This is a genomic window from Pseudomonas sp. 25 R 14 (assembly GCF_900004755.1).
GTDB classification, from domain to species: domain Bacteria; phylum Pseudomonadota; class Gammaproteobacteria; order Pseudomonadales; family Pseudomonadaceae; genus Aquipseudomonas; species Aquipseudomonas brenneri.
This window is the reverse complement of record NZ_CVTS01000068.1, coordinates 216050-236142: the sequence shown is the minus strand read 5'-3', so window position 1 is coordinate 236142 and position 20093 is coordinate 216050. Positions and strand designations below refer to the sequence as shown.

Sequence of the window (20093 nt, the reverse complement as noted above, 5' to 3'; positions counted from 1 at the left end):
TAGTGGGGACTCCCACATTTTTATGGGGGTACACCCGCGACCATTGCAGGTTGCCGGCTCGTTCGAAAGTAGCATTCGCCTGTCAGCCCAGCCATGCATTAATGCCTTCACCGGACTCTCCCGGCATAACAAGAGGATCGCCCCATGTGGACCAAACCCGCCTACACCGACCTGCGTATTGGCTTTGAAGTGACTATGTATTTCGCCAACCGCTGAAAATTCAGCGGGGATGCGGGCCACCCATTGGTCTGATTGCATTCGCCAGCGGATGCGTTAGTGTGGCCCGTATCTTCCAAAAACAATAAAAACAGGCTTACCAATGAGCCAAAGTCTCAGCCAACTGCGTAAATTCGTCTCCCCGGAAATCATCTTCGGTGCCGGCTCCCGGCACAATGTCGGCAATTACGCCAAGACCTTTGGTGCACGCAAGGTCCTGGTGGTCAGCGACCCTGGCGTGGTCGCCGCTGGTTGGGTCGCGGATGTCGAGGCCAGCCTGCAGGCCCTGGGTATCGAATACTGCCTGTACACCGCTGTATCGCCCAACCCGCGTGTCGAAGAAGTGATGCAGGGCGCCGAGGTCTACCGCGAGAATCATTGCGACGTGATCGTCGCGGTCGGTGGTGGCAGCCCGATGGATTGCGGCAAGGCCATCGGCATTGTGGTTGCCCACGGGCGCAGCATTCTTGAGTTCGAAGGGGTGGACACCATTCGCGTGCCCAGCCCGCCGCTGATCCTGATCCCGACCACCGCCGGCACCTCGGCCGACGTCTCGCAGTTCGTGATCATTTCCAACCAGCAGGAACGCATGAAGTTCTCCATCGTCAGCAAGACGGTGGTGCCGGATGTATCGCTGATCGACCCGGAAACCACGGCCAGCATGGACCCGTTCCTGTCGGCCTGTACCGGCATCGACGCGTTGGTGCATGCCATCGAGGCCTTTGTGTCCACCGGTCACGGGCCGCTGACCGACCCCCATGCGCTGGAAGCCATGCGCCTGATCAACGGCAACCTGGTGCAGATGATCGCCAACCCCGGCGATATCGCCTTGCGCGAGAAAATCATGCTGGGCAGCATGCAGGCCGGCCTGGCGTTTTCCAATGCGATTCTCGGCGCGGTACATGCCATGTCCCACAGCCTCGGCGGTTTTCTCGACCTGCCCCATGGCTTGTGCAATGCGGTGCTGGTCGAGCACGTGGTGGCGTTCAACTACAATTCGGCGCCGGAGCGCTTCAAGGTGATTGCCGAGACCTTCGGCATCGACTGCCGGGGTCTCAATCACCGGCAGATCTGCGGGCGGCTGGTGGAACATCTGATTGCGCTCAAGCACGCGATTGGTTTCCATGAAACCCTCGGTCTGCACGGGGTGCGGCTGGCGGATATCCCGTTCCTGTCGCAACACGCCATGCATGATCCGTGCATCCTGACCAACCCCCGCGAGTCGAGCCAGCGTGACGTCGAGGTCGTCTATGGCGAAGCTCTCTGATGATCAGCAACGGGCGCTGGCCGGGCTGCTCGGGCTGGGCGACCACTCGGCGCGCAAGAGCCATTATCCGGAGCTGACGGCGCGTCTGGATGAGCTGGAGGCCGAGCGCAAACGCTATATCCGTCTCAACGACGAACTGGAGCAACGGGTCGCCGCGCGCACCGATGAATTGCTCGACACCAACCGCAACCTGCAACAGCAGATCGCCCGGCGCGAGCGCATCGAGCAGGACCTGCGCGACGCCCGCGACGCGGCGCAGGCCGCCAACCGCAGCAAGGACAAATACCTGGCCGCCGCCAGCCACGACCTGCTGCAACCGCTCAATGCGGCGCGGCTGTTGATTTCGACCTTGCGCGAGCGGGACTTGCCGAGTGTGGAAAAGGTCCTGGTGGAGCGCACGCATCAGGCCCTGGAAGGTGCCGAGGATCTGCTGGCGGACTTGCTGGATATTTCCCGTCTCGATCAGGCTGCGGTAAAACCAGATTTCGCCGTGTATCGCCTCGACGAACTGCTGGCGCCGCTGGTCTCGGAGTTTCAGTCGGTGGCCGCAGCGGCGGGCCTGAATTTGCGCGTGCATATGGGACGTTATGCACTGCGCACCGACCTGCGCTTGCTCACGCGTATCCTGCGTAACTTTCTCAGCAATGCCTGCCGTTATACCGACGCTGGGTGCATCCTGTTGGGCGCGCGCCGACGGGGTGATCGCTTGCGCCTGGAAGTGTGGGACACCGGTCGTGGGATTGCCGCCGATAGCCTGGAGTCGATCTTCCTGGAGTTCAACCAACTGGATGTGGGCCGTGCGGCAGACCGCAAGGGCGTCGGGCTGGGGCTGGCGATTGTCGAGCGCATCGCGAAGATCCTCGGTTGCCAGGTGCTGGTGCGTTCGTGGCCGGGGCGCGGATCGATGTTCAGCATCGAGGTGCCGCTGTCGGATGAAATGCCGCTGCCTATCAGCCAGGCAGCGCCCCAGGCCGGCACCGGCAACCCGCTGCCGGGGCGCCGCCTGTTGGTGCTGGATAACGAAGTCAGCATCTTGGAAAGCATGCGCGCGTTGCTGGGGCAGTGGGGCTGCGAGGTGGTGACTGCGACGGATCAGGCGGGTGCTTTGAAGGCGTTGCAGGGCCGGGCACCGGAGCTGATCCTGGCGGACTACCATCTTGACCATGGCGTGGTTGGCTGCGATGTGGTCAGGCAGTTGCGCGCGCATTTTGCGTTGAAGATCCCCGCCGTGATCATCACTGCCGACCGCACCGACCAGTGCCGACGCTCGTTGCAGCGCCTGGAAGCGCCGTTGCTCAACAAACCGGTCAAGCCGGGCAAGCTGCGGGCGGTCTTGAGCCAACTGCTGGGCGCCACTTTCTAAATGTAGGCGCTGGCTTGCCCGCGAACATCGTTAACGATAACGCAGCACTAAAAATCAACCCGAGGTGCCTGTGGGATTTTTGTCGGAACACTGCTCACAGTAGATTGCATTTCAGCAGTGGCGTTTGCGGGTTTCGCTGGGCAGTTCCTTGAATAACGCACGGTAGCTGTTGGAGAACCGTCCCAAATGCCAGAACGACCAGTTCATCGCGACCTCGGCCACGGTGGTCTGGGCTGTGCTCAACAGCTCGCGCCGCGCACCGTTCAACCGGCGCAGGCGCAACCACTGCGCCGGGCTCATCCCGGTGTAGGTCTTGAAGCCTTGCTGCAGCTGGCGCAGCGGCACACCGGCAATCTGCGCCAGTTGCAGCAGGTTGACGGTCTCGTCTGGCACATCCGCTGCCCACTCGCCGATACGCGCCATCAGGCTGCGCTCTGCGTTGCGCCGGCGCAGCGAACCCTGGTCCAGACACACGCAGGCGTTGTCGAGGATGAACAGGCAGTCGTCCAGCAGTTGCCGGGTGAGGGTGTCGCGGCTGATCGGGTCGATCACGCTGGACAAGCGCGTCAGGGTGCCACTGAGCCAGCGGCTGAACAGGGCGTTTTGTTGGCAGGTCAATGGCGCCATGAACAAACCTTCGAGTTTTTCCACGTCCAGGCCATGGCGTTGCACGAACTGCGGGCCGAACACCACCGCCACTTCACGGTAGTTTTCCGGGGTGATCCAGGTGTTGCGGCTTTCGCCATTGAGCAGGTAGAGCGCGTTATCACTGCCGTCGAAACAGAACGCCAGGGAGCCTTTTGGCGCGTTGAAATTCTGCTCTATCCGCGTGTTCATCCGCTCTTCGTACACTTCCACGCCTTGCAGGTCGAGGTAGCGGACCTGCCCGGAAAAATGCCCTGGGGACATCTGCTGGTACTGCTGCACCCAGCCGGGTGTCGCACTGCATTGAGCGGCCACATCACCGGTGGTGAAGGCCTGTACGCGCAAAGCTGTTGCCTGTGTCATGGGTGATCCGTGCGCACTCTATTGGTGCGTTGTGGTTCGTGCAAAGTGGATAGATGCCGTTTGAAGGCTGGCCCAAGATAGACCTCAATGCACCGGGAGTACAAGCCGGTGCAGCACCCAACCCATGCCGAGGTCTTTATGAATGCCCCTTTCGATCAGCTGTCTGCCTGGCTGAAAGAACACAAGATTACCGAAGTCGAATGCGTGATCAGCGACCTGACGGGCATCGCCCGCGGCAAGATTGCGCCCACCAACAAGTTCCTGCATGAGCGCGGCATGCGCCTGCCGGAAAGTGTGTTGCTGCAAACGGTAACCGGGGATTTTGTCGACGACGACATCTATTATGACCTGCTGGACCCGGCCGATATCGACATGATCTGCCGCCCGGTGGCCAACGCCACCTACGTAGTGCCGTGGGCCATCGAACCCACCGCCATCGTGATCCACGACACCTTCGACAAGCAGGGCAACCCCATCGAACTGTCGCCGCGCAATGTGCTGAAAAAAGTCCTGCAGCTCTACACCGAGCAGGGCTGGCAGCCGATTGTCGCGCCGGAGATGGAGTTCTACCTGACCCAGCGCTGCGAGGACCCGGACCTGCCGCTGAAAACCCCAGTGGGCCGTTCCGGTCGCGCCGAGACCGGGCGCCAGTCGTTCTCCATTGACGCGGCCAACGAGTTCGACCCGCTGTTCGAAGATGTCTACGACTGGTGTGAAGCCCAGGGCCTGGACCTCGACACGCTGATCCACGAAGACGGCCCGGCGCAGATGGAAATCAACTTCCGTCACGGCGACGCTCTGGACCTGGCCGACCAGATCACCGTATTCAAGCGCACCCTGCGCGAAGCCGCGCTCAAGCACAATGTGGCCGCGACCTTCATGGCCAAGCCTGTGGCCGACGAGCCGGGCAGCGCCATGCACTTGCACCAGAGCGTGGTGGATATTGCTACGGGCAAGCCGGTGTTTGTCGATGCCGAGGGGCAGATGAGCCAGCTGTTCCTGCATCACATTGGCGGTTTGCAGAAATACATTCCGATGCTGTTGCCGATGTTCGCGCCCAACGTCAACTCGTTCCGCCGCTTTTTGCCGGACACCTCGGCCCCGGTCAACGTGGAGTGGGGCGAAGAAAACCGCACCGTCGGCCTGCGGGTGCCGACCTCCAGCCCCGATGCCATGCGCGTGGAAAACCGCCTGCCGGGAGCCGATGCCAACCCGTACCTGGCCATCGCCGCCAGCCTGTTGTGCGGCTACCTGGGGATGATCGAGAAGATCGAGCCGAGTGCTCCGGTGGAAGGCCGCGCCTATGAACGCCGCAACCTGCGCCTGCCGATCACCATCGAAGATGCGCTGGCAAGAATGGAGGCCTGCGACACGGTCAAGCAGTACCTGGGGGACAAGTTTGTGCGTGGCTATGTCGCGGTGAAACGCGCCGAGCACGAGAACTTCAAGCGTGTAATCAGCTCCTGGGAGCGTGAGTTCCTGTTGCTGAGCGTCTGACGCTTTGTAGGAGCCGGCTTGGGTTGATCTAACAATAATTAATCATGCAAAGGGGTGTCGATATGCGTCTCGTCAAACAGCTTCTCCCACTGGCCCTGGCTGCGGTATTCAGCAGTGCCAGCCAGGCTGCACCGAGTGTCAGCGTCTATAACTGGACCGACTACATTGGCGAGACCACCTTGGCTGACTTCCAGGCCAAGACCGGGATCAAGGTGGTCTACGACGTGTTCGACTCCAACGAAACCCTGGAGGGTAAATTACTGGCGGGGCGTACCGGGTATGACGTGGTGGTGCCGTCCAATCACTTCCTGGCGCGCCAGGTCAAGGCCGGTGCCTTCTTGAAGCTGGACCGCGCGCAGCTGCCCAATTACCAGAACCTGGACCCCAAACTGCTGAAATTGCTGGAGCAGAACGACCCGGGTAATGCGCATTCGGTGCCGTACCTGTGGGGCACCAATGGCATCGGCTACAACGTCGATAAGGTCAAGCAAGTGCTGGGGGTGGACCACATTGATTCGTGGGCGGTGATGTTCGAGCCCGAGAACCTGAAGAAGCTGCAGCAATGTGGCGTGGCATTCCTGGACTCGGCGGACGAGGCGTTCCCGGCGATCCTCAACTATATGGGCATGGACCCGCGCAGCGAGAAGGTCGGCGATTACGAAAAGGCCGAAGCCAAGTTGCTGACCCTGCGCCCGTACATCACCTATTTCCACTCCTCCAAATACATCTCGGACCTGGCCAACGGCGATATCTGCGTGGCCTTCGGTTATTCCGGCGACGTGTTCCAGGCGGCCAACCGTGCCAAGGAAGCCAAGAACGGCGTGAACATCGCCTATTCGATTCCCAAGGAGGGCAGCAACCTGTGGTTCGACTTACTGGCGATCCCTGCGGACGCCACCAACCCCAAGCAAGCCCACGCGTTTATCAACTACCTGCTGGACCCCGAGGTGATTGCCAAGGTCAGCACCTACGTCGGCTACGCCAATCCCAACCTGGCGGCAAAGGCCTTCATGGAGCCGGAACTGGTGAACAATCCTGAGGTGTACCCACCCCAGGATGTGCTCGACAAACTGTATATTTCCACCACCCCCAGCCCGGCCATCATGCGTGTGATGACCCGGGCCTGGAGCAAAGTGAAGTCCAACCGATGAATCAGTCCCAAGACCACGCCCGTTCCTACTACCTGGCGTCGGCCAATGCCATGGTGCAACGCCCAACATTGTCCGCGGACCTGAGTGCCGATGTGTGTGTGATCGGCGGCGGGTTTACCGGCGTCAACACGGCCATCGAACTGGCCCAGCGCGGCCTTTCGGTGATCCTGCTGGAAGCCCGGCGCATTGGCTGGGGCGCCAGCGGGCGCAATGGTGGGCAGTTGATCCGGGGGATCGGCCATGATGTCTCGGGGTTTGCCCGGCATGTGGGCGAGGAGGGCGTGCGTTACCTGCAACGGGCCGGGATCGAGTCGGTGGCGTTGGTGGGGGAGCGCATTCGCGAACACGCCATCGACTGTGACCTGCGCTGGGGTTTTTGTGAATTGGCCAATACGCCGGCGCAATTTGCCGCGTTCAAGGGCGAGCAGGATAGCCTGGCCGCCTTGGGTTATGTGCCTGAAACCCGACTGATAGCGGCGCAGGATATGGCGCAGGTGGTCGGTTCGCAGGTGTATGCCGGGGGCTTGGTGGACATGGGCTCGGGCCACTTGCATCCGTTGAACCTGGTCCTGGGCGAAGCCCGCGTGGCCGAGGCCCTTGGCGTGCGGATCTTCGAGCACACTCCAGTGCTGGAATTGATTCATGGCGAGACCGTGCAGGTGCGCTCTGCCAGCGGCACCGTACGGGCCGCTAGCCTGGTCTTGGCGTGCAATGCGCATCTGGAAGAACTGGAGCCGCGCTTGAGTGGCAAAGTGCTGCCTGCTGGCAGCTACATCATCGCCACCGAGCCGTTATCCGATGAAATGGCCAACCAGTTGATCCCGCAAAACCTGGCATTGTGCGACCAGAAAGTCGGCCTGGATTACTACCGGCTTTCGGCAGACCGGCGGCTGCTGTTCGGTGGCGCCTGTCATTACTCGGGACGTGACCCGGTGGACATCGCCGCTTATATGCGGCCGAAGATGCTCAAGGTCTTCCCGCAGTTGGCCGACACCGCCATCGAGTTCCAATGGGGCGGCAAGATTGGTATTACTGCCAATCGTTTCCCCCAGGTCGGCCGGTTACAGCAGTACCCCAACGTGTTCTACGCCCAAGGCTATTCGGGACACGGGTTGAACGTCACCCACTGGTGTGCGCGTTTGCTGGCCGAAGCTATTCACGCAGGCGTCAGCCCGGGCCTGGATACCTTCAGCCGGGTGCCGCACATGACGTTCCCCGGTGGCAAGGCATTGCGCTCGCCATTACTGGCACTGGGCATGTTGTGGTACAGGCTTCGGGAAATGCTGGGTTAGAGGGTGTTCGCGGGGGGCGTGATTTAAAACACAGCAAGATCGGATCCAATACGCTATAACCCCTCGGTCGCTGTGTACTCCAAAGGCCCCGTTTTTCATGCAAAACCCTGTGCAACGCCCGCTGTGGCAGGTCTACCTGTTCTTTCTTGCGCCGATGGTGCTGTCCAACTTCCTCCAGAGCTTTTCCGGCACTCTCAATGGCATCTATGTCGGGCAGATGCTCGGCACCCAGGCGCTGGCGGCGGTGTCGGGGATGTTTCCCATTGTGTTCTTTTTCATCGCGTTGGTGATTGGCCTGGGGGCGGGCGCTTCGGTGCTGATTGGCCAGGCTTGGGGGGCGCGGGAGACCGCGCTGGTCAAGGTCATCACCGGTGCGACCCTGACCCTGGGCGCATTGATCGGGGTGATTGCGGCCGTGCTCGGCAGCCTGTTCGCGCGTGGGGCCATGCAGGCGCTGGGCACGCCGCTGGATGTGCTGGACGAAGCCGTCGGCTATGCCCAGGTGATGATGCTGATCATGCCGCTGCTGCTGGTGTTCATCCTCTATACCCAACTGCTGCGGGGTGTGAGCGATACGATTTCGCCGTTATTGGCGTTGATGGTCTCGACGGTGGTCGGCCTGTTGTTGACCCCGGCGCTGATCCGCGGGTGGCTGGGGTTGCCGCCCATGGGCATCCAGAGTGCGGCCTATGCAGGGTTAGTGGCCAACGCCGTGGCGATGCTGTTTCTGGTGCTGCGCCTGCGCCATAAAAAGCATGTGATGGCACCGGATCGCGCGTTGCTGGCAGCCTTGCGCCTGGACCGGGCGGTCCTCGGCAAGGTCCTGCGCATCGGCCTGCCCACGGGGTTGCAGATGGTGGTGCTGTCCCTGTCGGAGCTGGTCATCCTGGCGTTGGTCAATGGCCACGGCTCTCAGGCGACGGCGGCGTATGGCGCGGTGACGCAGATCGTCAACTACGTACAGTTCCCGGCACTGTCGATTGCCATCACCGCCTCGATCCTCGGCGCCCAGGCCATTGGCGCCGGACGCCTGGAACGCATCGGCCCGATCCTGCGCACCGGGCTTGCCATCAACCTGTGCCTGACGGGTGGCCTGATCCTGCTCGGCTACGCCTTGTCCCACTGGCTACTGGGTCTGTTCATCACTGATGTACAGGCACGGGTCCAGGCCGAACACCTGCTGCACATCATGCTCTGGAGCATTCTGGTGTTTGGCTTCCAGGCGGTGATTGGCGGCATCATGCGCGCCAGTGGCGTGGTGCTGATGCCGGTGGCGATCTCGATCTTCTGCGTGCTGGGCGTGGAGTTGCCGGTGGCGTATCTGCTCAATGCACGCTTTGGCCTGGAAGGGGTGTGGATGGCGTTTCCGGTGACCTACCTGGTGATGCTCGGGTTGCAGGCCGCGTATTACCGGTTGGTGTGGCGGCATAAGCAGATCAAGCGGTTGGTGTGAGAACCGTCGGCGTCTCAGGTCAGCCTTTGAGTGCTTTATTCACCCAGTGCCACTGATTAAACCCAGGGTCAACATCTGCCACTTCAAAGATAATCATAGGGTCTTTGGCTGCAGCGACTTTCCCGGTGGCAGGGGTCGAGTCGATGCTTTCCCCTTGCGCATCCTTAATTTTTTGGGCTTTGGCCGAAGATAGGATCTGCGCTTTAGTGGCACGCGCCGCAACTGCCTGGACCATTTTTTTTTCGTAGATATCCTTCACTTGATTTGAGCTGAGTATGTAATACCTGGGAGCTGCCGCAGCGTTTTCTGCAGCTTGTGCAGGACTGATGGTGTCGGCAGGTTCGGGAAGATAGACGAACACCCATACAATATGAGATGCCGCTTGCAGTGCTTGTTTGCCAACAATCCAGGTCTGGATTGAGGCGGACTTGACCTCAACCCGTGCTGCCCTGTTACCGGTGGGCGAAAACACAACGACATCAGCACTCTTGGCGTTTCCATAGGTAATCGACGCTTGAATGTGATGACGGTACAGCTCTGAGGTTACGCCGAATTCGCCGGACATCTGAACGAATTGTTTATTCGACTTGGTTGTCTTTGTTGTCTTTGTTGTCTTTGTTTTTTTGGTTGTCATGGAGGCTTGCACCTGAGGAAAACTGGATAGTGGCACACTGGTATGGTCATTGTCAGAGGCGATTATCAGGGATAACGACGGGAAGCAATTGCTCCGCTTAATAGGAAGCATTACTATTCACGCCCCGCCTACCCAGTGCATCCCGATGACTCCCCAGCCGCCCCGCAGACCAGGCTTTTTCGCGTACTACGAAGAGTTGGTCGGGACGTGGACGCGGCGCCTGCGTAATCGCCAGCAGGCCGAGGACCTGGCCCACGATACGTTTGTGCGGGTTCTGGAGTCCAAGTCGGCGCTGGTCGAGCAGCCGCGTGCCTATTTGCACCAGACGGCGCGCAATATTGCGGTGGATGCCTATCGTCGCGAAGATCGTCGCGGGGCAATGGAGCTGCAAGCCTTTGATCAGAGTATGTCGCCTAATGGCGACCCGGAGCATTTCATGCACGCGTTCCAGCTCGCAGACTCCATCGAGCGGGCCCTGGCCGAATTGCCGCTCAATTGCCGCAAGATCTTCATCTGGCAAAAGATCGAGGGCTTGACCCAGCAGGAAATCGCCGAGCGCCTGGGGCTTTCTAAAAACATGGTGGAAAAGTATATGATCCGCACCCTGCGGCATCTGCGTGACCGCCTGGACGCGCTGGCACCATGACCAATGCCCGCTTTGAAACAGGATCTTCCATGATGGATACCCGTGAGTGTGCCTGTGGCAGCGTAACGGTGCGTGACGAGGCGGCGCAGTGGTTCGTGCGTTTGCAGGGCCGCCCGGTGAGTGTCGAAGACCAGCGTCTTTTCGATGACTGGTGCAGGGAACATCCTGAGCACCAGTATGAATTCGAGGTACTGCAAGGGCTGTGGAACGCCACCGATCTGCTGCCCAAGGGCCGTTTGCAGGCGCTGTGTGATGAGCCGGCCGTACGCAAGCGGCGCTCGGTCGTGCGTTATGCCATGGCGGCCAGTGTATTGGCGGTGGCCGTTGGCCTTGGGCTGTTCAGTGGCCTGGATCATCCGGCGGCGTATGACGCTCAATTCAGCACCGTATTGGGGGAGCGTCGCCAGGTGGCGCTGCCTGATGGTTCGCTGATGGATCTGAACAGTCGCAGTGTGGTGGTGGTGCATTACGAAAAGGGGCGGCGCGGTATCGAGCTCAAGCAGGGCGAAGCGATGTTCAGCGTTGAACACGACACCAGCCGGCCCTTCGTGGTGCAGGCCGGGGTAGGGCAGGTGACGGTCACCGGGACGCGTTTTGATGTGCGCCGTGACGATGACCGAACCCGGGTGGTGGTCGAGGCGGGGACGGTCAAGGTGCAAGGGCATGCGGCGCAGCCAGCGGTCACACTGACGGCTGGCCTGGGTACAACCGTCGATAGCCAGGGCGCGGTGGCGGCGGCCTATGCGGTCAACCCGCAAGAGCTGACGGCCTGGCGTACCGGCAAACTGATATTCAACAACGCCAGCCTCGGTGAAGTGGTGCGGGAAGTCTCGCGTTACCGCGAAAAACCGCTGCGGGTCAGTGCGTCAGCCAGTGATTTGCGCCTGACCAGCGTGTTCAAGGCCAACGACACCGATGCCTTGCTCAAGGCCTTGCCGCACATTCTGCCGGTGGCCTTGCGCACGCTGCCTGATGGTAGCCAGGAAATAATTTCGCGCTAGGTTCAGGTTTTTTTCGAGTTCTTCGTCTTCTTGTCCAACTGCAACTGGTTTGCATTAACAGCCGCGCTCTCTTGGCATCACCGGACTAGGTACGACGTGAAAAAACTCGCTGCGAACAACAATAAAACCTCCCGCTGGGCCCCCCTGGCCCTGGCCTTGGCGGTCAGTGCCGCAATGCCAGCGGCTTTTGCTGACGATGCCATTCATATCAAGGCTCAGTCCCTTGGGGCGGCGCTGAGCCAATTGGGCCAGCAAACTTCGCTGCAAGTATTTTTCAGCCCGCAGATGGTGGCCGGCAAACAGGCCCCGGCCGTCGACGGCAACCTGTCGCCGGAAGAGGCCCTGCGCCAGTTGTTGCAAGGCAGTGGCCTGGACTATCAGATCGACTCGGGTTCAGTGACTCTGCATCCTCAGGCCAATGGTACCGGTGAAGCCGGTTCCCCCCTGGAGCTCGGTGCGACCGATATCAAGGTGGTGGGCGACTGGCTGGGGGATGCCAATGCCGAAGTGGTGCAGAACCACCCCGGCGCACGAACCGTGATCCGTCGCGAGGCCATGGTGGAGCAGGGCGCGATGAACGTCGGTGATGTGCTGCGCCGGGTGCCCGGTGTGCAGGTGCAGGAGTCCAACGGTACCGGCGGCAGCGATATTTCCCTCAACGTCGGTGTACGTGGCCTGACGTCGCGCTTGTCACCGCGCTCCACGGTATTGATTGACGGTATTCCCGCTGCTTTCGCGCCCTACGGTCAGCCACAGTTGTCGATGGCGCCGATCTCAGCCGGCAACCTGGAGAGTATCGACGTGGTACGTGGCGCCGGCTCCGTGCGTTATGGACCGCAGAACGTCGGTGGGGTGATCAACTTCGTGACCCGGGCGATCCCCGAGACCTTTTCCGGTGAAGTCGGCACCACCCTGCAAACCTCGTCCCACGGGGGTTGGAAACATGTCGACAACGCCTTTATCGGCGGTACTGCGGACAATGGCATTGGCATGGCGCTGCTGTATTCCGGGGTCAATGGCAACGGGTACCGCGATAGCAACAGCGGCAACGATATCGACGATGTGATCCTCAAGACCCACTGGGCGCCGACCGATCAAGACGATTTCACCCTCAATTTCCACTACTACGACGCCAGCGCCGACATGCCCGGCGGCCTGACCCAGAAGCAGTACGACGCCAATCCTTATCAGTCGGTGCGCGATTGGGACAACTTCAGCGGGCGGCGCAAGGATGTCTCGTTCAAGTACATCCGCCAGATCGACGACCGTACCCAGGCCGAAGTGCTGACGTACTATTCCGACAGTTTTCGCGGCAGCAACATCGCCAGCCGTGACCAAGTGACCCTCGGTTCCTTTCCACGCACCTACTACACGTTTGGCATCGAGCCACGGGTGTCCCATGTGTTCGACCTGGGGCCGACCAGCCAGGAAGTCAGTGTCGGCTACCGCTACCTGAAAGAGGGGATGCACGAACAGGCCAGCAACCTGCGGCTGGTCAACAACGTACCCACACCGGTCGGCCAGAATGACGGCCATGTCTATCAGGACCGTACCGGTGGCACCGAGGCCAATGCGTTCTACATTGACGACAAGATCGACGTCGGCAAGTGGACGATCACACCCGGCATCCGCTTTGAAAGCATCCGCACCGAATGGCATGACCGGCCGGTGGTGGGCTTGAACGGCACCCGCACCCAGGAGAAACGTCGTGAGGTCAAGAACAACGAACCGTTGCCAGCCCTGAGCGTGATGTACCACGTCTCCGATGCCTGGAAACTGTTTGCCAACTACGAAACGTCCTTCGGCAGCCTGCAATATTTCCAGTTGGGCCAGGGCGGTAACGGCGACCAGACGGCCAATGGCCTGGAGCCGGAAAAGGCCAAGACCTACGAGATCGGCACCCGCTACAACGATGATGTCTGGGGTGGCGAAGTGACGTTGTTCTATATCGACTTCTCCGACGAGCTGCAGTACGTCAGCAATGACGTAGGTTGGACCAACCTGGGCGCCACCAAGCACACGGGTATCGAGACCTCGGCCCACTACGATCTGTCCAACCTCGACCCGCGCCTGGACGGTTTGACCGCCAACGCCGGTTTCACTTACACCAAGGCGACCGCCGAAGGCGACGTGGCGTTCAAGGGCCGTGACCTGCCGTTGTATTCCCGGCAAGTGGCGACACTGGGGCTGCGTTATGCCGTCAACCACTGGACCCATAACCTGGACGCGTATGCTCAGTCCGGCCAACGGGCACCCGGTACCACCAGCACCTATATCACGCAGCCGACCGCAGATGGCCAGTACGGTGATATCCCGGGGTATGTTTCCGTCAACGTACGCAGTGGCTATGACTTTGGCGCCCAGTTATCGAACCTGAAGCTGGGCGTGGGGGTGAAAAACCTGTTCGACCAGCAGCACTACACCCGTTCCAGTGATAACAACTCCGGGATTTACCTGGGCGAGCCGCGGACGTTCTTTGTACAGGCGAGCGTGGGTTTCTGACGGGGATCGTCGCCTGTCCTGAGGGTGATCGGGGCGGCGGCGCTTTGTCTTTTGATGGGTGCATTGATGCTGACACGCGTCAATGTGCTTTTCCTCCTGGTGTTGCTCTTGCCTCTTACGATCCTTCTGTCGATGTTGAAGGGGGGCTCTGGCGCGCGTCCTACCTTTTTTAAGCGATTTTCATCGCTTTCAGGAACCGAACTCCGTAGGACTGCCACAGACACAATTAGCCCACTGTGCACGGGCATCCCGCGATCAGCTTATCGCCGGGGTGCTTTGGACGGTGAGGTACATCGTGTCAACAAGCCGCACTGGAGAACATTATGTCGGTACCTGCGTTCAATCAGCCTATCGTCAACCTACCTAATGACGCCACGCGTCATGGGGCCGAAGCAAAGGCCAACACCACGGGCGCTGCCGCGCCGGCCACCGGACCAGCCTCCAAGGGGCCTAGTTTCGGCGGGCCAGAGACTAAGTTGGGGCCTGTGCTTGCTGGTGTGCAGAGCGATGCAGCTCGGGGGGGCAGGCCTCCGCACCATGGGAGCCCGCCGCCAAGGCCTTTTCCTCAGCAGCCGGATCCGATCTATTCAAAACGCAGCCATGATCAGTTGGCCCAGCAACTGCTGGACAACTTCAAGGTATTCAACGATCCGAAAAACCCGTCGTACATTACGCCACAAGGTTTGAAAACCAAGGCTGAAAGCCCTCTGACAGGCCATCCGCACAAGGACCAGGACACCCGGCTGGCGAGGGAAATCATGAAACGTCCGGACCTTCTCAAAGCGCTTGATCGCGACGGTCGTACGGGTGGGTTGGATGCTCAGCTTACCCGGCAAAACATCTATGACGTCATACGCTCCGACAACCCGTTGAAGTTCAAGGACGACGAACAACTCGCCAAGGACATGCTTAAGAACTTCAATCAGTTGAAAGGAAGCTTCTGGAGCAAAGATATCAAGTTCGCCGATCTCGATGCCAAGGCCCAGCGCCCGCTGACGGGTGACACTTACAGGGATCAACTCACCCAACTGGCAAGGGAGGTCTCCAACCGGTCCAACCTGCTGCAACAAATGGACAATACTGCTGGCCCCGACTATGACGGCAGGATCAACAAGAAAGCGTTGAAGAAGTTGTCCCGTTAGACCGCTGGCAGTACAGAACCGGGAAGTACCGCAAGTCTTTCGCGGTGTTTCCCGGTTCGCCCCGGATTCCCAATTTCTCGATGACAGGGCAGTCTGATACTGCCCGCATCCGCTCATCGCCTGCTACTTCAATGATCAGGAACTGTTTTCAGTGGGTTGCCACATAACGTGTATCTGGCGGCCTTTATGACGCTGCCGGTTTTACTCAAAGCGAGGGTGTTGACATGACTTCAACGTCGTTTGGAACTCAAACTCCCGGCCTGCCGCAATCCCTTCTTGTGCCTCCTTGCGAAAACAGCACGCAGGGCCAATCTATCGGCGTCCAGAGTCAGGATACGCCTGGCAAGGAAGGTGCCGAAGTTCAGCAATTCAAGAATTTTTCTGGTCAATACACATTCAAGGCCCCGGCAGCGGACGACTTTGCCAAGGGCATGCTGCCCTACCGACCCCCCGTTGCTCCAGGCGCCACAATGGAGGCTGGCGCAGGTGTCACAACGGGGCTGATCAGCGCTATAAAAGCCTTGCTGGGGGGGGCCAGGTCGGGAACGTTGTCGTCCCGAGAACCTGACTGAATCTGCGCCCAGGCCCTGCTCGTTGTTTACATGCAGTCATCGAAAATGATCGGCTACCCCGGAACCATTGCGGGCGGTAGGCCACATACTTTGCGCTTGTTGGAAGCCACTCTTGCAGTGACGGTGGTGGCCGGTCTGAGTATGGATCTAGTAAAGGTGGAAATGAAACATGGCAATTGACGGTGGGGTACCTCTGCTGCGGCCCGATATCACGAGCCGCCATGATGCGATACCGGATGACGCACAACAGAAAGCTCATGCTGCTTCAAGCGAGAACACGCCGCGTGGGTGGCAGGTTGACAATCAACCTTTGCCCAGCACGATTCGATCCTCAGGTTTCCGGCGCCCCTTGCGATGGGCCACGCCTGACGAGATCACGCAGCATCATCAGGAGCTGAAAAACACGCCACCAGCGCGTGCAACCCATGTGAATCCCTATACCCAACTGCCGGATAGCCAGCTAGTGAAGGCGCTGGGTGATCATTTTTCCGCGCTGGAAAACTTTCATGAAAAATGAAGGATTGAAACTGTCGTCGCTGCAGCGAATCGCCAGTGAAAAAATGACTGATACACCAGCGCTCAATAACGCCATCCTGCTGGCCAGAGCCCTTGTCCTGCGCCCACGGTTGATCGACGCAATCCTCGATGAGAAGGGTTTTATAACGCGGCAAAGTCTGTCGAGGGCCGTAGAGGGCGTATTTGGCAACAGCGACCCGAATGCCTTCAGCTCGGACCCCTTTCACGCCAAGACCAATGTCGAGCTGGTGCAGGCGTTCAGGGCGGCATTTGATGAGCTGCGTGACAGGTCCCGGGACCGTATAAGCTTTTTTGAGAGCGTCGGCTATGTGCAGATCGAGAGGCTTGTCTCAATCAGCAGGGACCCGGACGAAATGGACAAGGAGGGCGTGGTTATTCGGGACCCTGCCACGGGGTTGCCGAAAAAGATGTACAGCGAACAACTGGTGTACATGTCCAAAAACCTGGTGGACCGCCCCAGGCTCTTGAGCTCACTGGAACGCATCCATTCTGGCTGGCGACGCATTTATGGCAGTCATTACCAGAAGGGGTGGTTGAGCAACAAAGACCTTGATGGCTGGCTTGAAAACAACAAGAACCTGTAGTGCCCCGGGGTTATTACACCCGCAGTATTTTCCCACTGATCGCTACGCCCAGCAGGAGCACGGCGATCAACACAAAGGCCATGCTCAGGCTGCTGCCGTGGGCGATAAAGCCGATCAGCGCGGGGCCTGCGAGAATACCTGCATAACCCAGTGTGGTAATGGCGGGCACCGCAATATGCTCCGGCATGACCGTTTGTTTGCCGACTGCGGTGTACAGCACCGGCACGATATTCGAACAGCCGGCGCCTACCAGTGCATAGCCCAGCAGCGCGGTCTCCCACGCGGGAAGCAGCGTGGCCAACAGCATGCCGGTGGTGGCCAGCGCGCCGCCGATCACGATTACCCGTGTGGCACCCAGGCGACGAACAATGGCATCACCGGTCAGGCGTCCGATGGTCATGGTCAAGGCAAACGCCGCATAACCCAGGCCCGCATAGGCTTCATCGAGGCCGCGTTCGTCACTGAGGAACACGGCGCTCCAGTCGAGCACGGCACCTTCTGCCAGGAACACGATAAAACACAGGCAGCCGATAAACAGCACCACGCCGTGCGGGATGGCAAAGGCTGGGCCGCGGCTCTCACTGCCGTAGGGCAACAAGTGCGGGGCCGCCTTGAGCAGTGCGGCCAGCGTAATCACGATGACCACCAGGGTGGCCGAAAGCGGTGAGAGCCCCAAGCCCAGCAACGCGCTGACACCCGCCGCCCCGACAATCCCTCCCAGACTGAACAGCCCATGGAAACCCGACATCATGGTTTTGCCACTGGCCCGTTCAACGATCACCGCCTGCAGGTTGACGGTGGAGTCCACCGTGCCAAGGCCTGCACCGAACAGAAACAACCCTGCTATCAGCCACGGTATCGAGCTGACCGTGGCCAGCATCGGCAAGGCCACGCAAAGCAGGATCGTCCCGGCGCTGAGCACACGTCGGCAGCCATAGCGTGACGCCAGCACGCCGGCTACCGGCATGGCGATTATGGACCCCACGCCCAGGCACAACAGCAACAGGCCCAGCGTACCTTCGTTGAGTTGTGCGCGTGCCTTGGCATAGGGGACCAAGGGGGCCCAGGCGGCAATACCAAAGCCGGCAATAAAAAACGCGATACGGGTCGACATTTGTTCCAGGCGTCCTGGAACCACAGGCGCAGGGGTGGGAATGGCAGTCATGAAAATCCTTGGTTTTGCGTTCGGCGAACGATGTCCGGCGCGACATCCTTGCACATCAGGCCTTATCGAGCGAGCCAGGTTCCCTTGGGCGCCATGAACTTTCTTTTTACAACACGGAACACTTTGCCAATGACCACCACATAGAGGCTATCAGACCTGCTTGAGGTGGCCTGGATGGTGCGTAATCCGTGTGAATGGTGTTGAACCCCGGGCTGTTTGCACAGGATTACCACCTTCCAGGCCACTTCTGCATATGGATCAGGTGGCTGCCGGGACGTACGCCCTGACTTGTACGACGTCGGCGCCAGTGACCCGTACCAGGACTGTGCCACGCGGCGTCGTTTCCTGGCCGACGTAGCTCTCCACCAGCACCCGATCCGCCGCCGTGGCGTGCAGCGATAGTTTATGGGGTTTGCGCAGCAGCTTTCGAACCAAGGTATCCACCGCAAATGATGGGTGGCCCCGGCGCACACTCTCGCAAAATGCTACCGCCACGGCGCGTGGGGGTGGTGGCGGAGGGGAGGGCAGGTTGGCCCCGGCGAACAGCAGGTTGAGCTGGTCGGCAGTGGCGACGGCCCGGGGGAAACCGGTAAAGGCCGAAACGAGCAACAGCAACTCAGTCAGTTCTCCCGCAGCCAGGCCCTGGGCGAGGCTGGTCTTGAAGTGCACGCTCAACGGCGGGCCGACCATGCCGGCGGCAACGATGGCTGCAAAAATCGCCGCTTCCTGCAGGCGCGGATCAAGGCCCTGGCGATCATGCAGATAGCCATACACCACACCGACCGCCAACTCGCCCAGGGCCGGTGCGGTATGGAACAACGCATCCAGTCGTGCGCCGCCATCAGGTACCAGCTCAATGAATGTTTTGCGGCCTTCGCGATAAAGCGCTTCAATGGGATTTTGCGGGGCAAGGGGCTTCATGGTGCATCCTCCGAGTAAATGAGGACGGCGTTTGCTCGACTGCGCACGGGCTTCGGCCTGATGAAAACGTCCATCCAGGGAGATAGGAGTGTAGAGGCCCCTGGCGCTTTTCCTATTATCGGCAATCGGCGGATGTTGAGGTGGACCACACAATGACCTTGTTCTACGACGCTCGCGGCAATATCTACGGAGTGGTCAGCCCGGCCCTGTTACGTCGCCGGGGCATTGCCGTGCCCACCAGCGCCGCACTGGCCGCCAGTACCCGCCAGGCGTGGACGGCGTCGGCGATAGCGTCTGAATGTGGCTGGGGAACGTCGCCGCGTCCAGCCGAGGCCAAGGCCTATCGCTGCGATGGTTTGCTGGTCGGGCCGTTTCAGGCTGCGCCGCCGTATGACCTGCTGATCATCAATACCGATGGTTCCCTGGCCGAGCGCAGTGGCAATGGCTTGACGATCTTTGCCCAGGCCCTGACGGATGCGGGGTTGATGACCCAGGCCTGCGAACTGCTGGTACACCATGACAAACCTGATGCGCTATCGCCGGTGGCGACATGGGTTGAGCCGGCGGTCCATGAGCAGGTTCCAGGGTTCTGGTTGGCGCTGGGGCAGCCGGCATTCGGGCCGCCGGCGGTGGGTGCGCAGGGGATGGGGAGTGCCGAGCCGGGCCCTGTGAGTGCACTGGCCGCGATCAACTCGCAATGGGCACGCAGTCAATTTGTGCGTATTGGCAATCCCCATTGTGTGACCTTGGTCGAGCACGTATCGGCCTTGCCGGACAATCGGCAAATGCACCAGCCTGAGCTGTTCGACGCGTTGAAAGCGATTGCCTTTGCCCCTCCAGCAGGTGATGGCCGGCCCTGTGCGGCCGGGGTCAACCTGCAATGGGTCGCGCGCGCGGCTGGCAACCGGCTCATCGCCCGAGTATTTGAGCGTGGCGAGGGACCTACGGCGTCCTCCGGGACCAGTGCCAGCGCGGTTGCCTGTGCGGCTTGGCGGGCTGGCTGGGTCGAGGCGGGAGACGTTGCCGTGGTGATGCCGGGTGGCACGGCGCCGGTACGTCTGCAGGTTCAGGCGGATACGCTGCTGAGTGTCAGTCTTTTCGGGGCCGCGACGCACCAAGGCTGAGGGGTATACGTACTTGAT

18 protein-coding genes are annotated in these 20093 nt (G+C 60.4%); 14 read left to right on the top strand and 4 right to left on the bottom strand.

Translation table 11 applies throughout. The features are described 5' to 3' along the window. The first annotated feature begins 144 nt into the window (after window positions 1-144). The 3 genes from pqqA to BFQ03_RS27490 all read left to right on the top strand — a co-directional run bounded on the left by pqqA (window position 145) and on the right by BFQ03_RS27490 (window position 2846). On the top strand, window positions 145-216 hold the full coding sequence (gene pqqA / locus BFQ03_RS29445; RefSeq protein ID WP_003243383.1) for a pyrroloquinoline quinone precursor peptide PqqA: 72 nt from the start codon (window positions 145-147) through the stop codon (window positions 214-216). Window positions 217-319: 103 nt separating this feature from the next. Then, window positions 320-1483 (top strand): alcohol dehydrogenase-like regulatory protein ErcA, encoded by a 1164-nt coding sequence (ercA, locus tag BFQ03_RS27495; protein WP_065944437.1) that lies wholly within the window; start codon window positions 320-322, stop codon window positions 1481-1483. After that, entirely contained in the window at window positions 1467-2846 is a 1380-nt protein-coding gene (locus tag BFQ03_RS27490; RefSeq protein WP_065944436.1) for an ATP-binding response regulator, read from the top strand. The genes ercA and BFQ03_RS27490 overlap by 17 nt, the downstream gene beginning before the upstream one ends. Window positions 2847-2957: 111 nt before the next feature. On the opposite strand, the gene BFQ03_RS27485 is transcribed toward BFQ03_RS27490, so the two are convergent. After that, on the bottom strand, window positions 2958-3854 hold the full coding sequence (locus BFQ03_RS27485) for a helix-turn-helix domain-containing protein (RefSeq protein ID WP_065944435.1): 897 nt from the start codon (window positions 3852-3854) through the stop codon (window positions 2958-2960). A 138-nt stretch (window positions 3855-3992) separates the two neighbouring features. Here BFQ03_RS27485 and BFQ03_RS27480 point away from each other — a divergent pair, with 138 nt between their 5' ends. From BFQ03_RS27480 to BFQ03_RS27465, 4 genes are all read left to right on the top strand, one after another. Next, window positions 3993-5351 (top strand): glutamine synthetase family protein, encoded by a 1359-nt coding sequence (locus BFQ03_RS27480; RefSeq protein WP_032857562.1) that lies wholly within the window; start codon window positions 3993-3995, stop codon window positions 5349-5351. Between the two features lie 62 nt (window positions 5352-5413). Next, window positions 5414-6502: a polyamine ABC transporter substrate-binding protein gene (locus BFQ03_RS27475; protein WP_032857492.1), complete on the top strand. Its 1089-nt coding sequence runs from the start codon at window positions 5414-5416 to the stop codon at window positions 6500-6502. After that, window positions 6499-7794, top strand: a complete 1296-nt coding sequence (locus tag BFQ03_RS27470; protein ID WP_032857491.1) for an NAD(P)/FAD-dependent oxidoreductase — start codon at window positions 6499-6501, stop codon at window positions 7792-7794. The genes BFQ03_RS27475 and BFQ03_RS27470 overlap by 4 nt, the downstream gene beginning before the upstream one ends. 97 nt (window positions 7795-7891) lie before the next feature. Beyond that, on the top strand, window positions 7892-9247 hold the full coding sequence (locus BFQ03_RS27465; protein ID WP_065944434.1) for an MATE family efflux transporter: 1356 nt from the start codon (window positions 7892-7894) through the stop codon (window positions 9245-9247). A 19-nt stretch (window positions 9248-9266) separates the two neighbouring features. Here the strand turns inward: BFQ03_RS27465 and BFQ03_RS27460 are convergent, their stop codons facing one another. Continuing rightward, window positions 9267-9881 carry a hypothetical protein gene (locus tag BFQ03_RS27460; RefSeq protein WP_065944433.1) on the bottom strand — a complete coding sequence of 205 codons (615 nt, stop codon included), beginning with the start codon at window positions 9879-9881 and terminating at the stop codon, window positions 9267-9269. Window positions 9882-10026: 145 nt separating this feature from the next. On the opposite strand from BFQ03_RS27460, the gene BFQ03_RS27455 reads away from it, so the two are divergent. From BFQ03_RS27455 to BFQ03_RS27430, 6 genes are all read left to right on the top strand, one after another. Further along, entirely contained in the window at window positions 10027-10527 is a 501-nt protein-coding gene (locus tag BFQ03_RS27455; protein WP_032857487.1) for a sigma-70 family RNA polymerase sigma factor, read from the top strand. Window positions 10528-10559: 32 nt separating this feature from the next. Further along, on the top strand, window positions 10560-11528 hold the full coding sequence (locus BFQ03_RS27450; protein WP_032857559.1) for a FecR family protein: 969 nt from the start codon (window positions 10560-10562) through the stop codon (window positions 11526-11528). A gap of 96 nt (window positions 11529-11624) precedes the next feature. Beyond that, the gene (locus tag BFQ03_RS27445; protein WP_032857486.1) at window positions 11625-14030 is read left to right on the top strand and encodes a TonB-dependent siderophore receptor; all 2406 of its coding nucleotides are present in this window, start codon (window positions 11625-11627) and stop codon (window positions 14028-14030) included. Window positions 14031-14353: 323 nt separating this feature from the next. Continuing rightward, the gene (locus BFQ03_RS30940) at window positions 14354-15172 is read left to right on the top strand and encodes a hypothetical protein (RefSeq protein ID WP_223232715.1); all 819 of its coding nucleotides are present in this window, start codon (window positions 14354-14356) and stop codon (window positions 15170-15172) included. A gap of 741 nt (window positions 15173-15913) precedes the next feature. After that, window positions 15914-16261, top strand: coding sequence for a hypothetical protein (locus BFQ03_RS30110; protein ID WP_139115751.1), 348 nt, complete (start codon window positions 15914-15916; stop codon window positions 16259-16261). Continuing rightward, window positions 16251-16865, top strand: coding sequence for a hypothetical protein (locus BFQ03_RS27430; RefSeq protein WP_032857483.1), 615 nt, complete (start codon window positions 16251-16253; stop codon window positions 16863-16865). Before BFQ03_RS30110 ends, BFQ03_RS27430 begins: the two co-directional genes overlap by 11 nt. A 13-nt stretch (window positions 16866-16878) precedes the next feature. Here the strand turns inward: BFQ03_RS27430 and BFQ03_RS27425 are convergent, their stop codons facing one another. Together BFQ03_RS27425 and BFQ03_RS27420 are read right to left on the bottom strand one after the other, a co-directional pair. Beyond that, complete coding sequence (locus BFQ03_RS27425; RefSeq protein ID WP_065944432.1) at window positions 16879-18030, bottom strand: MFS transporter; 1152 nt, start codon at window positions 18028-18030, stop codon at window positions 16879-16881. A gap of 258 nt (window positions 18031-18288) precedes the next feature. Next, the gene (locus BFQ03_RS27420; protein ID WP_065944431.1) at window positions 18289-18951 is read right to left on the bottom strand and encodes a carboxymuconolactone decarboxylase family protein; all 663 of its coding nucleotides are present in this window, start codon (window positions 18949-18951) and stop codon (window positions 18289-18291) included. A 152-nt stretch (window positions 18952-19103) separates the two neighbouring features. Between BFQ03_RS27420 and BFQ03_RS27415 the strand changes: the two genes are divergently transcribed. Beyond that, window positions 19104-20075: a diaminopimelate epimerase gene (locus tag BFQ03_RS27415; RefSeq protein ID WP_065944430.1), complete on the top strand. Its 972-nt coding sequence runs from the start codon at window positions 19104-19106 to the stop codon at window positions 20073-20075. Window positions 20076-20093 lie beyond the last annotated feature (18 nt).

Coding starts and splice junctions, on each gene's coding strand:
- ercA (WP_065944437.1), top strand. CDS start 320: ATGAGCCAAAGTCTCAGCCAACTGCGTAAATTCGTCTCCCCGGAAATC.
- BFQ03_RS27490 (WP_065944436.1), top strand. CDS start 1,467: ATGGCGAAGCTCTCTGATGATCAGCAACGGGCGCTGGCCGGGCTGCTC.
- BFQ03_RS27485 (WP_065944435.1), bottom strand. CDS start 3,854: ATGACACAGGCAACAGCTTTGCGCGTACAGGCCTTCACCACCGGTGAT.
- BFQ03_RS27480 (WP_032857562.1), top strand. CDS start 3,993: ATGAATGCCCCTTTCGATCAGCTGTCTGCCTGGCTGAAAGAACACAAG.
- BFQ03_RS27475 (WP_032857492.1), top strand. CDS start 5,414: ATGCGTCTCGTCAAACAGCTTCTCCCACTGGCCCTGGCTGCGGTATTC.
- BFQ03_RS27470 (WP_032857491.1), top strand. CDS start 6,499: ATGAATCAGTCCCAAGACCACGCCCGTTCCTACTACCTGGCGTCGGCC.
- BFQ03_RS27465 (WP_065944434.1), top strand. CDS start 7,892: ATGCAAAACCCTGTGCAACGCCCGCTGTGGCAGGTCTACCTGTTCTTT.
- BFQ03_RS27460 (WP_065944433.1), bottom strand. CDS start 9,881: ATGACAACCAAAAAAACAAAGACAACAAAGACAACAAAGACAACCAAG.
- BFQ03_RS27455 (WP_032857487.1), top strand. CDS start 10,027: ATGACTCCCCAGCCGCCCCGCAGACCAGGCTTTTTCGCGTACTACGAA.
- BFQ03_RS27450 (WP_032857559.1), top strand. CDS start 10,560: ATGGATACCCGTGAGTGTGCCTGTGGCAGCGTAACGGTGCGTGACGAG.
- BFQ03_RS30940 (WP_223232715.1), top strand. CDS start 14,354: ATGTCGGTACCTGCGTTCAATCAGCCTATCGTCAACCTACCTAATGAC.
- BFQ03_RS30110 (WP_139115751.1), top strand. CDS start 15,914: ATGGCAATTGACGGTGGGGTACCTCTGCTGCGGCCCGATATCACGAGC.
- BFQ03_RS27430 (WP_032857483.1), top strand. CDS start 16,251: ATGAAAAATGAAGGATTGAAACTGTCGTCGCTGCAGCGAATCGCCAGT.
- BFQ03_RS27425 (WP_065944432.1), bottom strand. CDS start 18,030: ATGACTGCCATTCCCACCCCTGCGCCTGTGGTTCCAGGACGCCTGGAA.
- BFQ03_RS27420 (WP_065944431.1), bottom strand. CDS start 18,951: ATGAAGCCCCTTGCCCCGCAAAATCCCATTGAAGCGCTTTATCGCGAA.
- BFQ03_RS27415 (WP_065944430.1), top strand. CDS start 19,104: ATGACCTTGTTCTACGACGCTCGCGGCAATATCTACGGAGTGGTCAGC.